General features: G+C 67.8%; 17 protein-coding genes and 1 pseudogene. 12 read left to right on the plus strand and 6 right to left on the minus strand.

Annotated features, from left to right (window positions below; translation table 11 throughout):
• Positions 1 to 80 precede the first annotated feature (80 nt).
• Positions 81 to 1,553 (plus strand): MFS transporter, encoded by a 1,473-nt coding sequence (locus tag AC5P5S_RS06600; RefSeq protein ID WP_062605583.1) that lies wholly within the window; start codon positions 81 to 83, stop codon positions 1,551 to 1,553.
• Between the two features lie 10 nt (positions 1,554 to 1,563).
• Here the strand turns inward: AC5P5S_RS06600 and AC5P5S_RS06605 are convergent, their stop codons facing one another.
• Positions 1,564 to 1,869, minus strand: coding sequence for a KGG domain-containing protein (locus AC5P5S_RS06605; protein ID WP_024957919.1), 306 nt, complete (start codon positions 1,867 to 1,869; stop codon positions 1,564 to 1,566).
• Between the two features lie 121 nt (positions 1,870 to 1,990).
• On the opposite strand from AC5P5S_RS06605, the pseudogene AC5P5S_RS06610 reads away from it, so the two are divergent.
• From AC5P5S_RS06610 to AC5P5S_RS06620, 3 genes and pseudogenes are all read left to right on the plus strand, one after another.
• Positions 1,991 to 2,272: pseudogene (locus tag AC5P5S_RS06610) on the plus strand (S41 family peptidase); the annotation flags it as partial.
• A 98-nt stretch (positions 2,273 to 2,370) separates the two neighbouring features.
• Positions 2,371 to 3,264 (plus strand): NAD-dependent epimerase/dehydratase family protein, encoded by an 894-nt coding sequence (locus AC5P5S_RS06615; RefSeq protein WP_005414561.1) that lies wholly within the window; start codon positions 2,371 to 2,373, stop codon positions 3,262 to 3,264.
• Between the two features lie 209 nt (positions 3,265 to 3,473).
• A complete protein-coding gene (locus tag AC5P5S_RS06620) occupies positions 3,474 to 6,005 on the plus strand; it encodes a methyl-accepting chemotaxis protein (RefSeq protein ID WP_043034588.1) in 2,532 nt (843 codons plus the stop codon).
• Positions 6,006 to 6,082: 77 nt separating this feature from the next.
• Here AC5P5S_RS06620 and AC5P5S_RS06625 read toward each other — a convergent pair whose 3' ends face one another.
• Positions 6,083 to 6,469: a DUF2628 domain-containing protein gene (locus tag AC5P5S_RS06625; protein WP_024957921.1), complete on the minus strand. Its 387-nt coding sequence runs from the start codon at positions 6,467 to 6,469 to the stop codon at positions 6,083 to 6,085.
• Positions 6,470 to 6,685: 216 nt separating this feature from the next.
• Between AC5P5S_RS06625 and AC5P5S_RS06630 the strand changes: the two genes are divergently transcribed.
• Positions 6,686 to 6,859 (plus strand): hypothetical protein, encoded by a 174-nt coding sequence (locus AC5P5S_RS06630; protein WP_005411154.1) that lies wholly within the window; start codon positions 6,686 to 6,688, stop codon positions 6,857 to 6,859.
• Positions 6,860 to 6,919: 60 nt separating this feature from the next.
• Here the strand turns inward: AC5P5S_RS06630 and AC5P5S_RS06635 are convergent, their stop codons facing one another.
• Entirely contained in the window at positions 6,920 to 8,965 is a 2,046-nt protein-coding gene (locus AC5P5S_RS06635) for a TonB-dependent receptor domain-containing protein (RefSeq protein WP_062605587.1), read from the minus strand.
• A gap of 495 nt (positions 8,966 to 9,460) precedes the next feature.
• Between AC5P5S_RS06635 and mdoH the strand changes: the two genes are divergently transcribed.
• The 5 genes from mdoH to hemC all read left to right on the plus strand — a co-directional run bounded on the left by mdoH (position 9,461) and on the right by hemC (position 15,365).
• On the plus strand, positions 9,461 to 11,386 hold the full coding sequence (gene mdoH / locus AC5P5S_RS06640; protein WP_005414555.1) for a glucans biosynthesis glucosyltransferase MdoH: 1,926 nt from the start codon (positions 9,461 to 9,463) through the stop codon (positions 11,384 to 11,386).
• Between the two features lie 50 nt (positions 11,387 to 11,436).
• Positions 11,437 to 12,096: an alpha/beta hydrolase gene (locus AC5P5S_RS06645; RefSeq protein ID WP_012481332.1), complete on the plus strand. Its 660-nt coding sequence runs from the start codon at positions 11,437 to 11,439 to the stop codon at positions 12,094 to 12,096.
• A gap of 3 nt (positions 12,097 to 12,099) precedes the next feature.
• Positions 12,100 to 13,143 (plus strand): sensor histidine kinase, encoded by a 1,044-nt coding sequence (locus tag AC5P5S_RS06650; protein ID WP_172711697.1) that lies wholly within the window; start codon positions 12,100 to 12,102, stop codon positions 13,141 to 13,143.
• A 10-nt stretch (positions 13,144 to 13,153) separates the two neighbouring features.
• The gene (locus AC5P5S_RS06655; protein WP_012481330.1) at positions 13,154 to 13,885 is read left to right on the plus strand and encodes a LytR/AlgR family response regulator transcription factor; all 732 of its coding nucleotides are present in this window, start codon (positions 13,154 to 13,156) and stop codon (positions 13,883 to 13,885) included.
• A 568-nt stretch (positions 13,886 to 14,453) separates the two neighbouring features.
• On the plus strand, positions 14,454 to 15,365 hold the full coding sequence (hemC, locus tag AC5P5S_RS06660; protein ID WP_062605589.1) for a hydroxymethylbilane synthase: 912 nt from the start codon (positions 14,454 to 14,456) through the stop codon (positions 15,363 to 15,365).
• A 114-nt stretch (positions 15,366 to 15,479) separates the two neighbouring features.
• On the opposite strand, the gene AC5P5S_RS06665 is transcribed toward hemC, so the two are convergent.
• A complete protein-coding gene (locus tag AC5P5S_RS06665; protein ID WP_005411146.1) occupies positions 15,480 to 16,256 on the minus strand; it encodes a DUF481 domain-containing protein in 777 nt (258 codons plus the stop codon).
• A 106-nt stretch (positions 16,257 to 16,362) separates the two neighbouring features.
• Positions 16,363 to 16,965, minus strand: a complete 603-nt coding sequence (locus tag AC5P5S_RS06670; protein ID WP_049397489.1) for a LolA-like protein — start codon at positions 16,963 to 16,965, stop codon at positions 16,363 to 16,365.
• An 81-nt stretch (positions 16,966 to 17,046) separates the two neighbouring features.
• On the opposite strand from AC5P5S_RS06670, the gene AC5P5S_RS06675 reads away from it, so the two are divergent.
• Entirely contained in the window at positions 17,047 to 18,018 is a 972-nt protein-coding gene (locus AC5P5S_RS06675; RefSeq protein WP_005411144.1) for a helix-turn-helix transcriptional regulator, read from the plus strand.
• Between the two features lie 26 nt (positions 18,019 to 18,044).
• Entirely contained in the window at positions 18,045 to 18,839 is a 795-nt protein-coding gene (locus AC5P5S_RS06680) for a MetQ/NlpA family ABC transporter substrate-binding protein (protein ID WP_012481327.1), read from the plus strand.
• 106 nt (positions 18,840 to 18,945) lie between these two features.
• Here the strand turns inward: AC5P5S_RS06680 and glpK are convergent, their stop codons facing one another.
• Positions 18,946 to 20,445: a glycerol kinase GlpK gene (gene glpK / locus AC5P5S_RS06685; protein ID WP_495276296.1), complete on the minus strand. Its 1,500-nt coding sequence runs from the start codon at positions 20,443 to 20,445 to the stop codon at positions 18,946 to 18,948.
• Positions 20,446 to 20,470: the final 25 nt, after the last annotated feature.

Genomic DNA, 20,470 nt, shown 5'->3' on the forward strand with positions numbered 1-20,470 from the left:
CGCACTGACTGACCGCCAGTCATTGACCGACGGTCAGTCAGTCGATAGGATGCGCGCACATCCTCCCCCCGGATCCACGCATGAGACGCCTCCAACGGCCCGCCCTGGTGCTGGCGGCCTACCTCGGTACATTCCTCGCTTCGCTGGACATCAGCATCGTCAACGTGGCCCTGCCAACCCTGCAGCAGGCGCTGCAGACCGACATGGCGGGCCTGCAATGGGTGATCAACGCCTATGCGATCGCACTGTCGGCGCTGATGCTGTCGGCCGGTCCGTTGGGGGATCGCTACGGTCATCGGCGGATGTGGCTGCTGAGCGTCGCCACCTTCACCATGGGCTCGCTGCTGTGCGCCTGCGCCAAGGACCTTTCGACCCTGGTCGCCGGGCGCGCGGTGCAGGGCGTGGCAGGTGCGCTGTTGATTCCCAGTGCGATGCCGATCCTGAGTCACGCATTTCCCGATCCGGGCCAGCGTGCACGCGTGATCGGTGGCTGGTCCGCCTTCAGCGCGCTTGCCCTGGTGCTTGGCCCGTTGCTGGGCGGTGCGCTGGTGCAGCGGGCCGGCTGGCCCAGCATCTTCCTGATCAACCTGCCTTTGGGGCTGCTGGCGTTTGTGCTTGGCGCCTGGGGCATCGCCGAGCGACGGCACCCGCAGCACGCCGCGCTGGATCCGGCCGGGCAGCTGCTCAGCATCGGCGCGCTGGGCGCACTGTGCTATGGCCTGATCGCGATCGGCGAGCAGGGCCTGCTGGCCCCGGTGACGCTTCTGGCGCTGGGCGCCGCAACTGCGGGGCTGATCCTGTTCGGCATCGTCGAGCGGCGGGTGGCACGGCCACTGCTGCCGCTGGACCTGTTTGCCGACGGTCGCTTCCGCATGCTCAACCTGGCCTCGTTCGTGCTGGGCTTCACCGCCTATGCGAGCCTGTTCTTCCTGTCGCTGTTCTTCCAGCAGGCACAGGGGCACAGCGCCGCGCTGGCAGGCTCGCAGCTGGCTCCCCAGTTCCTGTTGATGGGTGTTGTCTCGCTGTTGTTCGGGCGCCTGGTTGCCCGCCTCGGGCTGCATGCCGCGCTGGTGCTGGGCTACGTCCTGGCCGGTGTGGCGCTGTGCGCAATGGCCACGTTCGAACCGGCTACTTCGCGCGCTCATGCCACTGCCGTGCTGATGCTGCTTGGCATTGGAATGGGGCTGGCGGTGCCGGCGACCGGCATGGCGATCATGGCCAACGCACCGGCCGAACGCGCAGGTATCGCGTCAGCCACGATGAACGCGCTGCGCCAGGCAGGCATGAGCCTTGGCATCGCGCTGATGGGCAGCCTGATGGGCCAGCGTGCCGTACAGCAGTTCGCCGCCTGCGCACAGGCCGCAGGGCAGCAGCGGCTTGTTGCGCAGGCGCGTGAACTGATCCTGCACCCGGGCTCGATGCACGCCACGCCGCAGGTGCTGACCTGGTACCGCAGTGCGATGGCCAGCGGGTTCGGTTGGGCGATGGCGGTGGCGGGTGCGCTGGCCCTGCTTGCGGCGCTTGGGCTGCATCGGCAGCGTGCATCGGCTTGACGCGCAGCATTCAGCCCTGCTGGCGTTGCGGGTCCTCTGCCGTGCGTTCGATCGCCTGAGGCTGTTGTTGCTGCTGGCGCGCGTTGGCGTGGCGTGCGTGTCCACCTTCGCGTCCGATCGTGGCCATGTGCTGGCGGTCGCGGCTGATCGCTTCGCCGCCCTTGCGGCCTGCGACACGTGCTTCGGCCGGACTGAATTCGTGCGCATTGCCGGAGGCATGTGCCGCGCGCCCGCCCTTGGCGGCGATCGCGCGCTGTTTGTCCTGGTCCATCGAGGCGAAGCCCCGGTTGGAGCTGCGCGGGTTCTGCTCAGTCATGTGAAATCTCCTGCAGTGTGGACGCCGCCTTCGTGGACGACGGCGTCCATGCTTGGCCATCGCACGCTAAGTCCAGGTCGCCATCTTCGCCCCGGTTTTCACGCGCCCTGCGCACCGGGATGATCACGCAGCCGGCCCGGCGGCCGCATTCGTCGCGTATTCACTGCCGGCCCTCGGATGTGCGCGCAACGCCGGCGGCCGCAGTGGCGGTGCCGCACATATGTTCGATGATCCTGTGCTGCTGCCCGATGGCTATCAGATCAGCGTTCCGGACCGGCAACCGATCAGACTGCGCACCGGTGGCAACGGCGAACGGACCGGTGTCGCGCCCCACGCGGCAGGCGGCGACGATCCACTCTCCATCGCGCGTCAACTGCTGGCTCCGCCGAAGTCGTCAGGATGAACGCACAGTTGCGCGGTCGTCCTATCGCAGATGTTCCGTTGCATGCCTAGAATCGAAGCATCCCGGTAGTTCCCGGGCGCTTCGAGTGAATGGACTCAATGAAGATTCTGTTGACCGGCAGTTCCGGGCGGATCGGGCGCGCGATCTTCGGCGCGCTGGCGGCTGCCCATGAAGTGGTGGGTCTGGACCGCAGTCCGTTTGCCACCACGCGCATCATTGCCGATGTCACCGATCATCAAGCCGTCGTGCGCGCGGTGCAGGGCGTCGACGCGGTCATCCATACCGCGGCCCTGCATGCGCCACACGTCGGCCTGGTACCGGACGCGGTGTTCCAGCAGATCAACGTGGACGCGACTGCGCACCTGCTGCAGGCGGCGCGCGAGGCAGGCGCACGGCGGTTCGTGTTGACCAGTACCACCGCGCTGTACGGCCACGCGGTGGTGGCAGGGGGATGCCGCTGGATCGATGAGGATACCGAGCCGCTGCCGCGAACGATCTACCACCGCAGCAAGCTGCAGGCCGAGGCCCTGGCTGAAGCTGCCGCCGCACCGGACTTCGGGGTGCGCGTGCTGCGGATGGGGCGCTGCTTCCCGGAACCGCCGGAACGGATGGCGATGTTCCGGTTGCATCGTGGGATCGACGCCCGTGACGTGGCCAGTGCCCATGCCGCGCTGCTGCTGGATGAGGGGCCGGCCTTCGCCCGCTACATCGCCTGCGCCGCAACCCCGTTCCGTCGCGAGGATTGCCTCGAGCTGGCCACCCAGCCGCGCAACGTACTGGCCCGGCGCGTACCGCAGCTGCTGGCCGAGTTCGAGCGCCGCGGCTGGCCATTGCCGCTGAGCGTCGACCGCGTCTACGACAGCGCCCGCATCCGCAGGGAGCTGGGGTGGCAGCCGCGTTTCGGGCCGGACGCCGTGCTGCAGCAGTACGCCGCAGGCAGCATCGAGGTGTTGCCACGCGCGGAGTGGATCAAGGATCGGGTGGCCGAATAGGGGACGCGGGGACGGATCCCTGTCCCGTCCCTGAGTGGATTCAGGAATGTGTAGGCCGGTCGCCTCAACCTCGTTGGCAGGCGGCCGCTAACCCGGTGCGCTTCCTGCGCCGGGCGGGTCCCGGCGGCCGGTGGCCTGCGCGACGGATCGCGCGCCTGCGCGGTGCCCTCCCGGTGCCGGTCGTCCTGAACTGCCTTGCGGACCCCTACATGCCTTCTTCCCGTTCCGCCGCTGCCCGCCGCCCGGGCAGCATCGCCCACAAGCTGATGCTGGGCACCGCCGTCATCGCGCTGCTGTGCTTCGGCCTGACGGCGTTCCTGATCTATCGCCAGGCCAGTGCCAGCCTGATCGATGCCTCGCGCCAGACCATGACCAGCGAGGCCAACGCTGAAGCGCGCCAGGTCGCCGCCGACCTGGGCACGGCGTTTGCCAGCAACGATGCCATGGTCGAAGCCGTGCTCGCCCAGCGTGCGCGGGGTGACGTGCCCGATCGCGCCAGCCTGGCTGCCGTGCTGGGCGAGCAGCTGCGCACCCACCCGGAGTGGCTCGGCAAGAGCACCATGTGGGAGGCCGATGCCTTCGATGGCAAGGATGCCGAGTTCGCCAATACCGCGATGCACGATGCCAGCGGCCGCTACATGAGCTACTGGGCCTGGCATGACGGCAAGCCGCAGCAGTCGACCATGACCGACTACACCGAAGCCGCCGACGGCTCGGCCGACTGGTATGTGGTACCCAGCCGCGACAAGCTGCCCAAGGTCAGCGAGCCCTATGCCTACGACATCGCCGGCCAGCAGGTGCTGATGAGCACGTTGAGCTCGCCGATCGTCGAAAACGGTACCTTCCTCGGCGTGTTCACCGTCGACTTCTCGCTGGCGGCGCTGCAGAAGCACCTGGCGACGCTGACGCCGATGGGCGCAGGCCGCGTCGAGCTGCTTTCGCCCAACGGCGTGGTGCTGGCCTCGGCGAATGCCGCCGAGATCGGCAAGCCGCGCACCGACGCATTGACCCGCAGCATGCTGGCCGACATCGCCGCCGATCGCCGGTTCGAAGCCTTCACGCCCGATGCAGCCGGCAACGTGCGCGTCTACGTGCCGCTACGCGTGGGCAATGCCCCGCAGCGCTTCGCGCTGGGCGTGGTGATGCCGCACGCGGTGATCGTGGCCGAGGCGCGCCAGCTGCTGTGGTTGACGCTGCTGGTGGGCGTGGTGGCCGCGCTGACGCTGAGTGCCGGTGTCTATGTGCTGCTGCGCCGCCTGGCGATCCGCCCGTTGGCCGAAGCGGTGCGGGTGGCGGGTGACGTCGCCGCCGGCAAGCTCGACAGCACCTTGCCTGCGCGCAGCAACGATGAAGTGGGCCGCCTGCTGGACGCGATGCAGGGCATGCGCGGGCAGCTGCAGGCGGTGATGGCGGCGCAGGCGGAAATGGCGCGCCGCCACGATGCTGGCGAGCTGAGCTACCGCATGGACGCCACTGCCTTCCCCGGCGAGTACGGCCGCATGGTGGCCGACAGCAACCAGCTGGTGGCTTCCAGCAATGCGGTCACCCAGCGCCTGGTCGAGGTGATGCAGCGTTACGCGGTGGGTGACCTCAGCGTGGACATGGAAGCGCTGCCGGGCGAGAAGGCGGTGTTCACCGCAGCGATGGCCACCACCAAGAGCAACCTGGCCGCGATCAACGAGCAGATCCAGCAGCTGGCCGCCGCCGCGGCGGCCGGCGACTTCGCTGTACGCGGTGATGCCCAGCGCTTCGACCACGATTTCCGCCGCATGGTGGAGACCCTCAACATCATGATGCAGGTCAGCGATCACAACCTGGCTGAGCTTTCGACGCTGCTTCGCGCGATTGCCGCCGGCGACCTCAGCGCACGCATGCGCGGTGATTTCCATGGCGTGTTCGCGGTGATGCGCGACGATGCCAACAGCACCGTGCAGCAGTTGACCCAGATCGTCGGCCAGATCCAGCAGTCGGCCGCCAGCATCCGCCTGGCGGCGGGTGAGATCGCTGCGGGCAACAGCGATCTCTCGCGTCGTACCGAGCAGCAGGCCGCCAACCTGGAAGAAACCGCCGCCTCGATGGAGGAGCTGACCTCCACCGTGCGCCAGAACGCCGACCACGCGCTGCAGGCCAATACCCTGGCAGGATCCGCCGCTGACGTTGCCAGCGAGGGCGGGGAAGTGGTCAACCAGGTGGTGCAGACCATGGAGCAGATCGAGGCTTCCTCGCAGCGCATCGCCGAGATCATTTCGGTGATCGACGGCATCGCCTTCCAGACCAACATCCTGGCGTTGAATGCGGCGGTGGAAGCGGCGCGGGCCGGTGAGCAGGGCCGCGGCTTCGCGGTGGTCGCCAGCGAAGTGCGCGCGCTGGCGCAACGCTCGGCGGGCGCAGCGAAGGAGATCAAGGAGCTGATCGACGCATCCGTGGCGCAGGTCGGCGCCGGTGCGCAGCTGGTGCACGGTGCGGGCCGTACCATGCAGGCCATCGTCGGCCAGGTGGGGCGCGTCAACGAGATCATGGCCGAGATCTCGGCTGCGTCGCGTGAACAGTCCGCCGGCATCGAGCAGGTCAACCAGACCGTGGTGCAGATGGATGAGACCACCCAGCAGAATGCCGCGCTGGTGGAGGAAGCCAGCGCCGCGGCGCGGGCTATGGAGGAGCAGGCCGAGCAGCTGGCCGTGGCGGTCTCGCGCTTCCGCCTGCAGGCCGAACCGGAGGCCATGGCCCGCCGCGCGGCCTGATCCCGGAAACGAAGACGCCCGGCGGGGGCCGGGCGTCGGTTGCATCCTTGCCGCGCATCCTGCGCAGGTCTGATGGCTCAGAACATTCCTTCAAACGGGTTCCAGCTGGTACGTCCTTCCACCTTCTCCAGGTAGTAGCTGTAGTTGGTGCTGGAGGCGACCAGCAGGTTCATGGCGATGAACAGCATGCGCCCGACGACGTCCGGAAGGAACATGGTGATGATGGCCAGCGCGATGTTGATGCCGATCACCACCAGTGCCTTGCGCCACATGCCAAGAATCAGCAGGTAGATGGCACCGAAGAACAACGCGAAGAAGTTCAGGTTGATCTTCAGGCGGTCACCAAAGGACAGCGCCTTCCAGGCCTGCTTGAAGCCGGGGTTCTTGGGGGCGCCGTGCTGGCGGAAGAAGTTGAAGCGGAACTGCCACTTCGGGCTGAACTGGGACAGGTCAGTGGTATTCATTGGGGGAGACATCCCTGTGAGAAAACGTTTTCATGATAGGACAAGTCCTATTCAGGATCCAAGCGTCACCGTCAAAAATGTGACGCCGGCCTTGTTCCGGCTGCTGCGGCAGGGGCGCGCACCGTCACCCGCCCGCCTTGTTTTTAGGATAGGGTGCGCAGTTCCGCTGCCGCACCAGCTGAATCCGTACGGCGGCGGGATGTCCATGGAGGTTGCATGACCACACCTGCTACACCGGAAAACGCACCGGGACCGGTGCTCCTGCCGACACCTGAAGTGGTGCAGGCACAACAGCTGCTCGCACGCCAGCAACTGGCGGTGGCGATGGACCGTGCACGCACGGCGGCTACGCAGAGCGCGGCGCCTGCCGCCGCATTGGAAAGCGAGTAATCCGCAACACCGCCGATCGCGCTGGCCCGTCGCCAGCGCGATCGCGGCGGACGCTCTTGGTCAGAACCGCGCGGTCATGCTGAGGAAGTAGCTGCGCCCGGCCACGAAGTAATCGGTGGAGCCTTCCGCATACAGCTTCTTGTCGGCCAGGTTGCTGACGCCGCCACGCAGGGTCAGTACCTCATTGACGTTCCAGGCCGCAGTCAGGTCATACAGCGTGTAGGCCTTGAGGAAGGTCGTCGCCGTGCCGGCCTGCCTGCCGGTGTACTGCGCCGACAGGCTGCTGGAAAACACCGCGTCGGGCGTCCAGTCCAGCGACGAATAGCCCGAGAATTCAGGGGTATCGATCAGGTTGCGGCCGGTGGTCAGGTTCCTGGCTTCCTTCATCCACGTCGCCGAGGTGCGCCAGCGCCAGTGCTCGCCGAAGCGGACATTGAAGTTGCCTTCCATGCCGCTGGTGCGTGCGCGCTGCACGTTGCTCATCCGCGTCCACCAGATGCCGTTGAACCTGCCCAGCGGTGCGTACTCGATCTTGTTCCTGAAGTCGGTGTGGAAGTAGGTCAGGCCTGCATCCACCAGATCGTTGTCGAAGCTGATGCCGATCTCGCGGTTGGTGCTGGTTTCCGGGTCCAGGTCCGGGTTGCCGGCCATGTAGCAGCCGCCGCGGGTATAGCCCAGCGGAATCAGCGAGGTGCAGCCACGGCCACCGGACTGGGTGGCGGCGCTGGCGGAGTTCTCGGTCAGGCTGGGGGCGCGGAAGCCCTTGGAAACGCCACCGCGGATGGTCCATTGCTCGGCCGGATGCCAGACCAGGTAGGCGCGCGGGCTGACGTGGCCACCGAACTTCTCATGGTGATCCAGGCGCGCGCCCAGGGTCAGTGCCAGAGTGCGGTGCAGCTTCAGTTCGTCTTCGACGAACAGGGCCCAGGTATCCACTTCCAGATCGGAGCCGCTGACGGCATTGCCGGCATAGTCGATCGGCGCGCGGCCGATGGTGTCGGTGTTGGTCAGCTCCTGGCGCTTCCACTGGCCGCCCACGGCGAACTGGTGTTCAACGCCGAGGGTGAACGGCGTGGTCAGGCTGCCCTCGATGATCGTATCGGTGGCTTCGGAACGGCCGGTAGCACCGATGTCGTTCCTGTACTCGGTCCAGTACGCACTGATCTTCGAATTGCCGAAGCTCCACTTGCCATCGTGGTTGAGCGCCAGCGAGCTGCGCTTGAGTTCGCTGGCACCCCAGGCGCCTTCATCCTGCTTTTCCAGCGAAGCGTCGATGAAGGCCTGCTGCACGCCATGGCCGGCTTCGAGCGACAGTTCCTGCGCGTCGCTCAGTTTCCACTGCAGCAGCGCATCGACATTGCGGTCCTTCTCGCCTGCATACGCGTTGCCGTAGACACCGCCATTGGAGCGATCCGAATCGCGGCGCATGCTGTTGGCACCGATGCGCAGGCCGAAGCGCTCGCCGAGCGGGCCGGAGAACGTCGCACCGATCTGCTGGGTGTCGCCGCGCTTGCCATCGCCCGGGCGGGTATAGCTGTGGGTGGCGCTGCCGCTCCAGTCATCACCGATGCGCCGGGTGATGATGTTGATCACGCCGCCCATGGCGTCGGAGCCATACAGCGACGACATCGGTCCGCGCACCACTTCGATGCGCTCGATCTGGTCAGGCGAGATCCAGTTCAGGTCCTGGCGGCCCAGGTCCGGCCGGTAGTTGGTCGAGGCCGAGCTGCCCATGCGCTTGCCGTCCACCAGCACCAGCGTGTAGTTCGACGGCATGCCGCGCAGCTTGATCTTGGACTGCTCGCCAACCGCACTGAGGCCACCGGTCACGCCGGGCACGCGGCTGAGCAGGGTGGCCAGGTCGTGCACCGGCTGGCGCGCGATGTCCTCGCGGCTGATCACGCTGATGCTGGCCGGCGCATCCTTGATCCATTGCTGGTTGCCCGAGGCGGTGACCACCACGGTATCCAGGTCCTTGGTGGAGGCATCGGCGCTGGCCTCTGCAGCGGCCACGCCGGGCAGGGCCAGCAGGCAGGCGGTGGCCAGGGCACTGGCCAGGCGGGTGCGCGGCAGGCGCGCGGAACGGGAGCGGAACGGCTTGGACATGACGGCTTCCATCGAATGAGGGGGGACCGGATGGAAGCAGCGGGCACACGCAGACAAGCAGGCAGGCCCCCTTCCATGGGTCATAGGGCGCACGGTTCGGGCCGGCGCAGCTGGGTGGGTCTCGGCCGTACGGAAGACGGCGACCTGCCTGGTTAATGAAATGATAACCGTTCGCGTTTGTTACGATCCAGTACCCGGTGACACGAAGCGACATTCCGCTGCGCGGTCCGCCATCGCCTGCTGTTTGCTGAATGGGGATAAATCCCGGCGTAGACCTTCGCACTCGGCTTACATCCGGCGCCCTAGACTGGGCCGCATTTTCGATTCCGCCCCGTTGGAGATCGTGTGGGTTCCGGTAGTGACAGACAGCGACTGTGCGGCCAAGGGCCGGTACAGCCAGGACAAGTGCGGGCGCCGGGAAGGCGCGCCGGGAACCTTCGCGCATGCAGCCCGGCCGGGACGGCCGGCCATGCCGATCGTGGGGAGTAAGCGGTGATGGGGGGTCAAACCATCCACGCGGAAGCGGATGCGCCCCGGCTCGACGCCGGCTGGGCGCTGCTGCCGGCTGAATCTCCGCTGCCGATGCCCGAACAGACCCTGCGCGAAGGCAAGCTGAAGGTCCGTCGGCACCGTACCTCGCCACGCCTGATCGGCCTGCGCCGGTTCTACATCTTCGGCGGCACCCTGGCCATGACCGCCATCGCCACCCGCATGATGTGGCGGGTGCTGTCGGCCAATGGCATCAGCGTGCTGGAAGCCTGCCTGCTGGTGCTGTTCGTCGGCCTGTTCGCCTGGATCGCGCTGTCCTTCGCCAGCGCCGTGGCCGGCTTCCTGACCGCCGTGTTCGACCGTGGCTATCGCCTTGGCATCGACCCGGACAAGCCGCTGCCGACCGTGCACAGCCGCACCGCGCTGCTGATGCCGACCTACAACGAGGATCCGCGCCGACTGCTGGCGGGCCTGCAGGCGATCTACGAGTCGGTGGCCGCCACCGGCCAGCTCGAACGCTTCGACTTCTTCGTGCTCAGCGATACCCGGCGCGAGGACATCGCACGCGCCGAGGAGCAGGTATTCGCCGAACTGCGCGAGCGCGTGCCGGACGGCCAGACGCGGCTGTTCTACCGCCGCCGTGGCGACAACAGCGGGCGCAAGGCCGGCAACATCGCCGACTGGGTGCGCCGCTTCGGTGGCGCTTACCCGCAGATGCTGATCCTGGACGCCGACAGCCTGATGACCGGCGACAGCATCGTGCGCCTGGTGGCCGGCATGGAACACAACGCCGATGTCGGCCTGATCCAGACCCTGCCCTCGGTGATCGGTGGCCGCACCCTGTTCGCACGCATGCAGCAGTTCGGCGGTCGCGTGTACGGCCCGGTGATCGCCCGTGGCGTGGCCTGGTGGCATGGCGCCGAGAGCAACTACTGGGGCCACAACGCCATCATCCGCACCCGTGCCTTCGCCGACCACGCCGGCTTGCCAGCGCTGCCGGGGCGCAAGCCGTTCGGCGGCCACGTGCTCAGCCACGATTTCGTCGAAGCGGCGCTGATGCGCCGTGGCGGCTGGGCCGCGCACATGGTGCCGTACCTGGGGGGCAGCTACGAAGAAGGCCCGCCGACCCTGACCGACCTGCTGGTGCGCGACCGTCGCTGGTGCCAGGGCAACCTGCAGCACGGCAAGGTGGTCGGCAGCCGTGGCCTGCACTGGATCAGCCGCACCCACATGCTGATCGGCATCGGCCATTACTTCACCGCGCCGATGTGGGCGATGCTGATGCTGATCGGCATTGCGATCCCGCTGTTCCAGGAAGGCATCGATTTCAATGCCCTGCTGCACCTGTCACCCAGCGTGTACTGGCGGGCCCAGGACGAGGAGCAGGTGGTGCGCCTGTTCGCCGCCACCATGGCGGTGCTGCTGCTGCCCAAGGTGCTGGGCTATCTGGCGATGCTGCTGGACCCTGTCGACCGCCGCGGTTGCGGCGGTGCGATCCGTGCGTTCGTGTCGATGCTGGTGGAGACCGTGCTGGCCGCACTGATGGCACCGGTGGTGATGTACGTGCAGTCGCGCGGCGTGGCCGAAGTGCTGTCCGGCCGCGATTCCGGCTGGGACGCACAGCAGCGTGACGATGGTGGCATCTCGTGGATGGCCTTGATCCGTGGCTACGGCGGGCTGGGTGTGTTTGGTGCGTTCATGGGGGTGCTGGCGTGGGCGGTGTCGCCGTCGCTGGCAGCCTGGATGGCGCCGGTGGTGATCGGCATGGTGCTGGCCGTTCCGGTGGTGGCGCTGACCTCCTCGCGCGGCCCGGGTGCCTTCCTGCATCGCCTCGGCCTGCTCGACATCCCCGAAGAGAACATTCCGCCACCGGTGCTGGTGCGCGCCGCGCAGCTGCGCCGGGAAGCCGCCGAGCAACCGCCGCTGTACTGATGGCCCTGCACCAGCGGCATAATGCGGCTCGAACTTGAAGGAGCCGCATCATGCTGCAAACGGTGGAACAGGAAACCGGCGCCTCGCCACAGTGGTCGGTGATCTGGCTGCACGGGCTTGGCGCCGACGGCCACGACTTCGCGCCGATCGTGCCGGAACTGGTGCGTCCGCACTGGCCGGCGCTGCGCTTCGTGTTCCCGCACGCACCGGTGCGGCCGATCACGATCAACAACGGCGTACCGATGCGCGGCTGGTACGACATCGTCGGGATGGACTTCCGCTCGCGTGCCGACATGGCCGGCGTGCAGGAATCGGTGCTGCAGCTGGATGCGCTGATCGCACGTGAGATCGAGCGCGGCGTCGCGCCGGAGAAGATCTTCCTGGCCGGCTTCTCGCAGGGCGGGGCGATCATCCTCACCGCTGCACTGTCGCGCACCGCGCCACTGGCCGGCCTGATCGCACTGTCCACTTACCTGCCGGAAGCCGAGAGCGCCAGGCGCGTTGACGGTGCGGTGCAGGTGCCGGCGTTCATGGCCCATGGCAGCAGCGACCCGGTGATTCCGCAGGCGGTGGCCGTACACAGCGCGCAGGCCCTGCAGGCGCTGGGCCTGGAGGTGGAGTGGCACAGCTATCCGATGGCCCACCAGGTCTGCGCCGAAGAGATCCAGGCGCTGGGTGACTGGCTGCAGGAACGATTGGGCGCTGCCTGAGCCATGCCCCCGGCCAGCACATCGCCGTGGATGCCGGAACTGTGCCGGCTGCCGCGGCTGGCGGCGATGCTCGGCCTGGCCCAGCTGGTGGTGGTGGTGCTGGCGCTGGCGCCCGATGGCAGCCGCCACTGGACCTTCGGCGAGCTGCTGTCGGCCAGCGGCTTCGCGCTGTGGCTGGCGCTGGCGGTGACCGCCAGCCTGTGCCTCCTGCGGCAGGCACTGTCGAGGCTGCCGCAGGTGCTGGGCGCTGTCGCGGCGATCGTGCTGGCGACCCTGATCGCGGTGGTCTGTGCCGGCATCGTGCATGCACTGTACGCGGTGCTGGGCGACAACTTCGCCCGCGGCATCAGCTTCTGGCGCTTCACCCTGGGCAGTGCGGCAACCACGGCACTGATCGCCGCACTTGCCCTGCGCTACTTCTATGTGAGCGATCGCTGGGCCGCGCAGGTGCAGGCCAACGCGCGTGCCCAGGCCGACGCGCTGCAGGCGCGGATCCGGCCGCACTTCCTGTTCAACAGCATGAACCTGATCGCCAGCCTGCTGCATCGCGATCCGGCGGTGGCCGAACGCGCGGTGCTGGATCTGTCCGATCTGTTCCGTGCTGCCCTGGGCGCGGGCGAGGGCGACTCCACCCTGCGTGACGAATGCGAGCTGGCCGAGCGCTATCTGTCGATAGAGTCGCTGCGCCTCGGCGAGCGTCTGCAGGTGCGCTGGGAGCGCGATGAGCCGCTGCCGTGGGACTTGCCACTGCCGAGGCTGGTACTGCAGCCGCTGGTGGAAAACGCAGTGCTGCATGGCATTTCGCGGCTGCCCGAAGGCGGCACCATCGAATTGCAGCTGGTGCGCGAGGGCAACGAGCTGCAGATCCGCGTGCGCAATCCCGCGCCCGATCCGCAGGCGCCGGGGTTGGCGCTGGCGCGTGGTGCCGGCCATGCCCAGCACAGCATCGCTCATCGGCTGGCCTGGCGCTTCGGCGCCGCCGCGCGGATGACGGCTGGCTGGAGCGAGGGCTACTATGCCTGCCAGGTGACAGTGCCGATCCAGTGAGGGGACGACCGTGAGGGTAGTCATCGCCGATGACGAACCGCTGGCGCGAGAACGCCTGCGCAGCCTGCTGGCGGCGCAGGACGGGGTGGACGTGGTGGCCGAGGCCGGCAACGGCGAGCAGGCCCTGCATGCGTGCGCGGAGCTGCAGCCGGACCTGGTCCTGCTGGACATCGCCATGCCCGGGCTGGACGGCCTGGAAGCCGCCCGCCACCTGGCCAGCTTCGAGCCGCGCCCGGCGGTGGTGTTCTGCACGGCTTATGACGCGCATGCGCTGTCGGCGTTCGAGGCGGCGGCCATCGATTACCTGATGAAGCCGGTCCGCGCCGAGCGACTGGCGGCAGCGATCGCACGTGCACGCACGTTCCTGGCCGGCCGCGACGGCCAGCCGCAGGACAGCGGCGGGCAGCAGGCCCGCAGCATGCTGTGCGCACGTCTGCGTGGCAGCCTGCGGCTGATCCCGCTGGACGACATCCACTACCTGCAGGCGGAAGAGAAGTACGTGGTGGTGCACCATGCGCGCGGCGAGGACCTGATCGAGGAGTCGCTGAAGTCGCTGGAGGAAGAGTTCGCCAGCCGCTTCATCCGCATCCATCGCAACTGCCTGGTGGCGCGCCACGAGCTGGTGGAATTGCGCCGCGGCACGGGTGGTCAAGTGCAGGCGGTGCTGCGGCATGGCAAGCAGCCGCTGGAAGTCAGCCGCCGCTGCGTGGCGACGCTGAAGCAGGAACTGCGGCATCTGTGAGTGGTCCCGCGCGGCCTGCGGCCGCGACTGCTATGAAATCAACAGCAACAGCAACAGCAACAGCGGGTCATGGCTCGTTGTTTCTACGTGCTGGGTTGGGCCGGGGTGGGGCGGCGGGACACGCTGCAAGTACATCCATGTAGCTCGATGGCGCCATCCATGGCGCCAACGGTCCCGCCGCCCCACCCCGGCCCAACCCTCTCGTTTTTCCCGCGTCGGACGGCAAAGGCATTGTTGTTATCGGGTGGGGAAAGAGGGGTCAGATCCCTTTTCCTGCGGAAAAGGGATCTGACCCCGGAAGCCGTCGGCTGTTGCTTTTGCTTCTGCTTTTTTCTTTTGATCTTCCGTGGCTGACGCGCACTGAAGCTGTCAGAGGCCGGGCGGGGTGGGGTCGCGGGGGTGTCCGCGGCATGGATGCCGCGGCCAAGCCTCCACGGACGGATTCACGGCGTCCCCCGTGACCCCACCCCGTCCGGCCAAGCGCGGCTGTTGCTTTCACGACCCCTCCGCCAGCCACGAGGGGCTCCGCCGTTGGCCGTATCCGCGCCGGAGGCGCGATAATGACCGGATGGAAACCGTCCGCATCGCCACCCGCAAGAGCCCGCTCGCCCTCTGGCAGAGCGAACACGTCGCCGACCGCCTGCGCCAGGCCCATCCCGGCTTGCATGTGGAACTGGTGCCGATGAGCACCCGCGGCGACGAAGTGCTCGACCGTTCGCTGGCCGCCATCGGTGGCAAGGGCCTGTTCCTGAAGGAGCTGGAGCTGGCCATGCTGCGCGGTGAGGCCGACTGCGCCGTGCACTCGCTGAAGGATGTGCCGATGGAACTGGACGAACCCTTCGCGCTGCCGGCGATGCTGACCCGCCACGATCCAGCCGATGGCTTCGTCTCCAACCTGTACGCCTCGCTGGACGCGCTGCCGATCGGTGCGCGGGTCGGGACCTCGTCGCTGCGTCGCCAGGCGCAGCTGCGCGCGCTGCGACCGGACCTGGAACTGCTCGACCTGCGCGGTAACGTCAACACCCGGCTGGCCAAACTCGACAACGGTGGCTACGACGCCATCGTGCTGGCCGTGGCCGGCCTGGAGCGTCTGGGTCTGGGCGAGCGCATCGTCGCGCGCCTGCAACCGCCGCAGTGGTTGCCGGCCCCGGCGCAGGGCGCGGTGGCGGTGGAGTGCGATGGTGGCAATGCGCGGCTGATGGCGTTGTTCGCCCCGCTTGATGACGCGGCCACGCGTGCCTGCGTGGAAGCCGAGCGGGCGATGAACCGTGCGTTGCATGGCAGCTGCCACGTGCCGGTGGCGGCCATAGCGCAGTGGCAGGGCGATGACCTGCACCTGCAGGGCCTGGTTGGCAGCGCCAGCGACGGCCGTGCGGTGCGCGCCGAAGCCGTGGGCCCCGCCAATGACCCGGAAGGCCTGGGCCAGCGCGTGGCGAAGCTGCTGCTGGACGATGGCGCCGGCGAACTGCTGAACGTCTGAGCCACCGCGGGTAGTCCCGGCCGCTGGCCGGCAACCTCGTGCCCAGTTGAATGCAGTTGCCGGCCAGCGGCCGGCACCACCGGAAGAAGAACGGGCGCCCTTGGCGCCCGTTTCTTACTTGAACTTGTAGACCACGTTCATCGTGGTCAGCGTATCGGTCTTGCGCTTGTCCTCGGCCACGTCACTGTTGTAACGCGCCTGCCAGCCGGCCTTCAGCGCCAGGTGCTCGTTCATGCTCACCGACACGCCGAAGTCGTTCTGGCCGAAGGTGTTGTACGAACCGGATTCGACCAGCAGGGTGTTGACCAGGTCGGTGTTGTCGGTCAGCGAGTACTTCATGTCGAACAGGCCGCGGCCGATCATGCCGGTGCGGGTGCGGTCGTCCTCGGTGCTGTGGGTGCGGCGCACACCGGGGCCGATCTGCGCGTCGAACGAGAAGCGCTCGGTGTTCCACAGGCGGGTGCCGTAACCCAGACCGAACGAGCTCTGGCGGTCGTAGGTGGCGAAGTCGTCGCGCTCTGTACGCACCGTGGCCGTCAGCTGGCGGTGCTCGCCCAGCTGCAGCGCGCTGCCGGCACTGCCGGTGTAGCGGTTGGCGGTGGTGTTGTTGCGGCGGGTAGTGGTGCCGTCGTCGCGGGTCTCGGTCACCTTGGAGCTGGAACGCAGGCCGGCCAGGTCCATGCTGTGCACCCAGTCGCCGTCGGTGTAGCGCAGGCGCAGGCGGCCGTTGAAGCTCTCGGTGCTGCTGTTGCCGCGTGCCGAGGCGAAGCCGAGCTCGCCGCCACTGCCGCTCCACGGCGAAGACATCGCCGCCAGTTCGGAGGCATCCTGTGCATACGCGAGCGGCGCGCACAGCAGCAGGGGGATCAGCAGGGACACGCGCAGGGACATCGGGGCTTCTCCGAAGCGGTTGACAGCCGGTGATGATACTGGAAGCGTGATGGCGGTCAGAATCGATCCAAGGCGCGCTTCAGCAGACGTTGCCGCGGACGCCTATTCAGGGCAAATCGATACGCAATGCCGGGTCGTTGAAGCGCGAATAGCGCAGGCGCAGCTGGAAATTGCGGCCGTTGCTGCTGCCGCTGCGCACGATCTGCCGTGGCAGGCCCTGGGCGTCCACCCAGTACTCCAGGCGTTCGCCGGCCTGCGCGCCGCGCAGGCGGTAGTGACGGGTCTCGACTCCATCCAGCGATTGGCTGCCCAGGTCTTCGGCCTGCAGTTCGGCAGGCAGGGCGTCGGCCGGCAAGGGATTGCGCCACTGCTCCAGCAGGCCCGGCGGGGTGGGAGCCTGGCGGATCGCACCGTCGGCCTGCAGGAACATGGTGTCGCCAATGATCGTCTGCGACCCGCCCGGGGTCTGTACCCGGAAGCGGTCGGGGGCGACGAAGTCCATGGCGCTGCGCACCGGCTGCGGTGCGCCCAGCACCTCCAGCTCGGCATGGAAACTGCCCAGGGCCGCAAAGCGTTGGCTGGCGCCCAGTACGGCCTGGGCCGGATCGGCCGCGGGCACGGGGGCTTCGGTCCTGGCCGGCGCCGGTGCGCGATCGCAGGCAGCCAGCAGCAGGCAGGCCAGCAGGGACAGGGCGGGCAACCGGCGCATCGGGCATTCCATGGGGGTGGGGGCGACCACGATAGCCCAAACGTCCCACACAAGACCCGCGACTCGGACATAATCGGGGGTATGGACCGATACGAACGCATCACCGCCCTGCATCGTCTGCTCAAGTCCGCGCGCTATCCGGTGACGGTGGCGACCCTGCAGGACAAGCTCGGTTGTTCCCGTGCCACCGTCTACCGCGACCTGGCCTTCCTGCGCGATGCGCTGATGGCACCGATCGAGGGCGACGGCGAGGCCGGCTTCCGCTACCAGGCCGACGAGAGCGACCGCTTCGAACTGCCTGGCCTGTGGCTCAGCTCGGAGGAGCTGCACGCCCTGCTGGCCTCGCAGCACCTGCTGGCGCGTACCGGCGGCGGCGTGCTGTCCTCGGTGCTGGCGCCGCTGCAGCAGCGTATCGAGAGCCTGCTGGCTGCGCAGGCCGGTGTCTCCAACTGGCCGGTGGATCGTGTGCGGGTAATCCCGCACCGCGGCCGCAAGTTCGATGAAGGCAGCTTCCGCAGCGTGGCCTCGGCGGTGCTGGAGCGCCGCCAGCTGGCGTTCGAGTACCGTGCCCGTTCCACCGACGAGCCGACCAAGCGCACCGTCTCGCCGCAGCGCCTGACCCATTACCGCGACAACTGGTACCTGGATGCCTGGGACCATGACCGCGAAGCCCTGCGCAGCTTCGCCGTGGACCGCATCCACAAGGCGCGCGTGGTCGACAGCACTGCCCGTGACGTCGCCGACAGCGAGCTGGACGAGCAGCTGGGTGCCAGCTACGGCATCTTCTCCGGTGCGCCGAAGGGCTGGGCGACCATCCTGTTCAGTGCCAAGGCCGCGCGCTGGGTGGCCGACGAGCATTGGCACTCCAAGCAGCAGGGCCGCTTCCTGGCCGATGGCCGCTATGAACTGAAGGTGCCGTACAGCGTCTCACGCGAACTGCTGATGGACGTGCTGCACTACGGCTCGGATGCCGAAATCGTCGAGCCGGTGATGCTGCGCGAGCAGGCCAAGGCGCTGCTCGAGCTGGCCCTGAGCAACTACGAAAAATCCTGACACTCCCCCCGAGAACTCCTCAGCCCATGAAGAAGACCCTGTTGCTGCCCCTGCTCGCCGCTGCGCTGGCCCTGACCGCCTGCGGCAAGTCCGGCGAGCCCTCGCAGAAGCTGGTGGTGGCCGCCACGGCCGTGCCGCATGCCGAGATCCTTGAGGTGGTCAAGCCGATCCTCAAGCAGGAAGGCGTGGACCTGGACGTGCGCGTGTTCAACGACTACGTGCAGCCCAACGACCAGCTGGTGCAGAAGCAGGTGGACGCCAACTACTTCCAGACCGAGCCGTACCTGGATGCCTACAACCGCGATCGCAAGACCGATCTGGTGAAGGTGATCGGCGTGCATATCGAGCCGTTCGGTGCCTATTCGCGCAAGGTCAAGTCGCTGGCCGAGCTGCGCGACGGTGCCGACGTGGTGATCCCGAACGACCCGAGCAACAACAGCCGCGCGCTGATCCTGCTGCACAAGGCCGGCGTGATCGAGCTGAAGGATCCGGCCAACGCGCTGTCGACCCTGCGTGACATCACCGCCAACCCGAAGAACCTGAAGTTCCGCGAGCTGGACTCGGCGATGCTGCCGCGCGTGCTGGACCAGGTCGACCTGGCCCTGATCAACACCAACTACGCGCTGGATGCGGGCCTCAACCCGACCAAGGATGCACTGGCGATCGAGAGCAAGGACTCGCCGTACGTGAACTTCCTGGTCGCGCGGCCGGACAACAAGGACGACGCCCGCGTGCAGAAGCTGGCCAAGGCCCTGACCAGCCCGCAGGTGAAGGCTTTCATCGAGACCAGGTACAAGGGCGCGGTGCTGCCGGCGTTCTGACCGGCGCTGCGGGCGTTCTGGCCATGCGGTCGTGCCGGCCGCTGGCCGGCAATCTGCAAACGCCGCCAAGGATCATGGGGTTGCCGGCCAGCGGCCGGCACGACCTTCAGTCGACGTGGAAGGCGAGGGTGGCCGCCACGGCCTGCTGCCAGCCTGCATAGAGTTTCTCGCGCCGCGCCACTTCCATCTGTGGCTCGAAGCGCCGGTCCAGGCCCCATTGCGCGGCGATCTGCTCGCGGCTGGACCAGAACCCGACGGCCAGACCGGCCAGGTAGGCCGCGCCCAGCGCGGTGGTCTCGGTCAGCCGCGGCCGCAGCAGAGGCACCCCAAGGATGTCGGCCTGGAAGCCGGCCAGGAAGTCGTTGCCGATCGCACCGCCGTCGGCGCGCAGTTCGGTCAGCGCGATGCCCGCATCGGACTGCATCGCATCAAGCACGTCGCGGGTCTGGTAGGCCATCGCCTCCAGCGCGGCACGCACGAAGTGTGCCTTGCGGGTGCCACGGGTCAGGCCGAACATCGCGCCGCGCACATCGCTGCGCCAGTAGGGCGCGCCCAGGCCGACGAATGCCGGCACCAGATACGCGCCGCCGCTGTCCGGCACCTGCGCAGCCAGTGCCTGGCTGTCGCTGGCACGCTCGATCATGCGCAGGCCGTCACGCAGCCACTGCACCACCGAGCCGGCGATGAAGATCGAGCCTTCGAGTGCATATTCCACGCGCCCGTCCAGGCCCCAGGCAATGGTCGTCAGCAGGCCGTTGCGCGAGCGCACCGCCTGCGTGCCGGTGTGCATCAGCATGAAGCAGCCGGTGCCATAGGTGTTCTTGACCATGCCCGGCTGGAAGCAGGCCTGGCCGAACAGCGCCGCCTGCTGGTCTCCGGCGATGCCGGCGATCGGGATCGGGTGGTCGAAGAAGAACTGTGGCCGGGTGTGCGCATACACCGTGCTGGAATCGCGCACCTGCGGCAGCATCGCGCGGGGTATGTCCAGCAGCGCCAGCAGGTCGTCATCCCAGTCCAGCGTGTGGATGTTGAACAACAGGGTGCGTGCGGCGTTGCTGTAGTCGGTCACATGCGCCTGGCCGCCACTGAGGTTCCATACCAGCCAGCTGTCGATGGTGCCGAACAGCAGCTCGCCACGCTCGGCGCGTTGCTGCGCACCTTCCACGTGGTCGAGGATCCAGCGCACCTTGGTGGCGGAAAAATAGGCGTCGATCAGCAGGCCGGTGCGTTCGCGGACCAGTGCCTCATGCACGTCGCACTTCAGTCGCTCGCAGATGGCATGGCTCTGCCGCGACTGCCAGACGATGGCATTGTGGATCGGCTGGCCGGTGGCGCGGTCCCAGACCACGGTGGTCTCGCGCTGGTTGGTGATGCCCAGCGCGGCGATATGACGCGGGTCGATCTGTTCGCGGCTGAGCAGTTCGGTCAGCGTGGCATAGACACTGGTGAGGATCTCGCGCGGGTCATGCTCGACCCAGCCGGGTTGCGGGAAGATCTGCGCGAACTCGCGCTGCGCACTGCCGACGATGTCGCCAGCACGGTCGAACAGGATCGCGCGCGAACTGGTGGTGCCCTGGTCGATGGCCAGCACGTAGCGGGGCGTCATGCAGCGTCTCCGGTGGCGATGGGGA

The organism is Stenotrophomonas sp. YJH_SMC_54, from assembly GCF_059368435.1.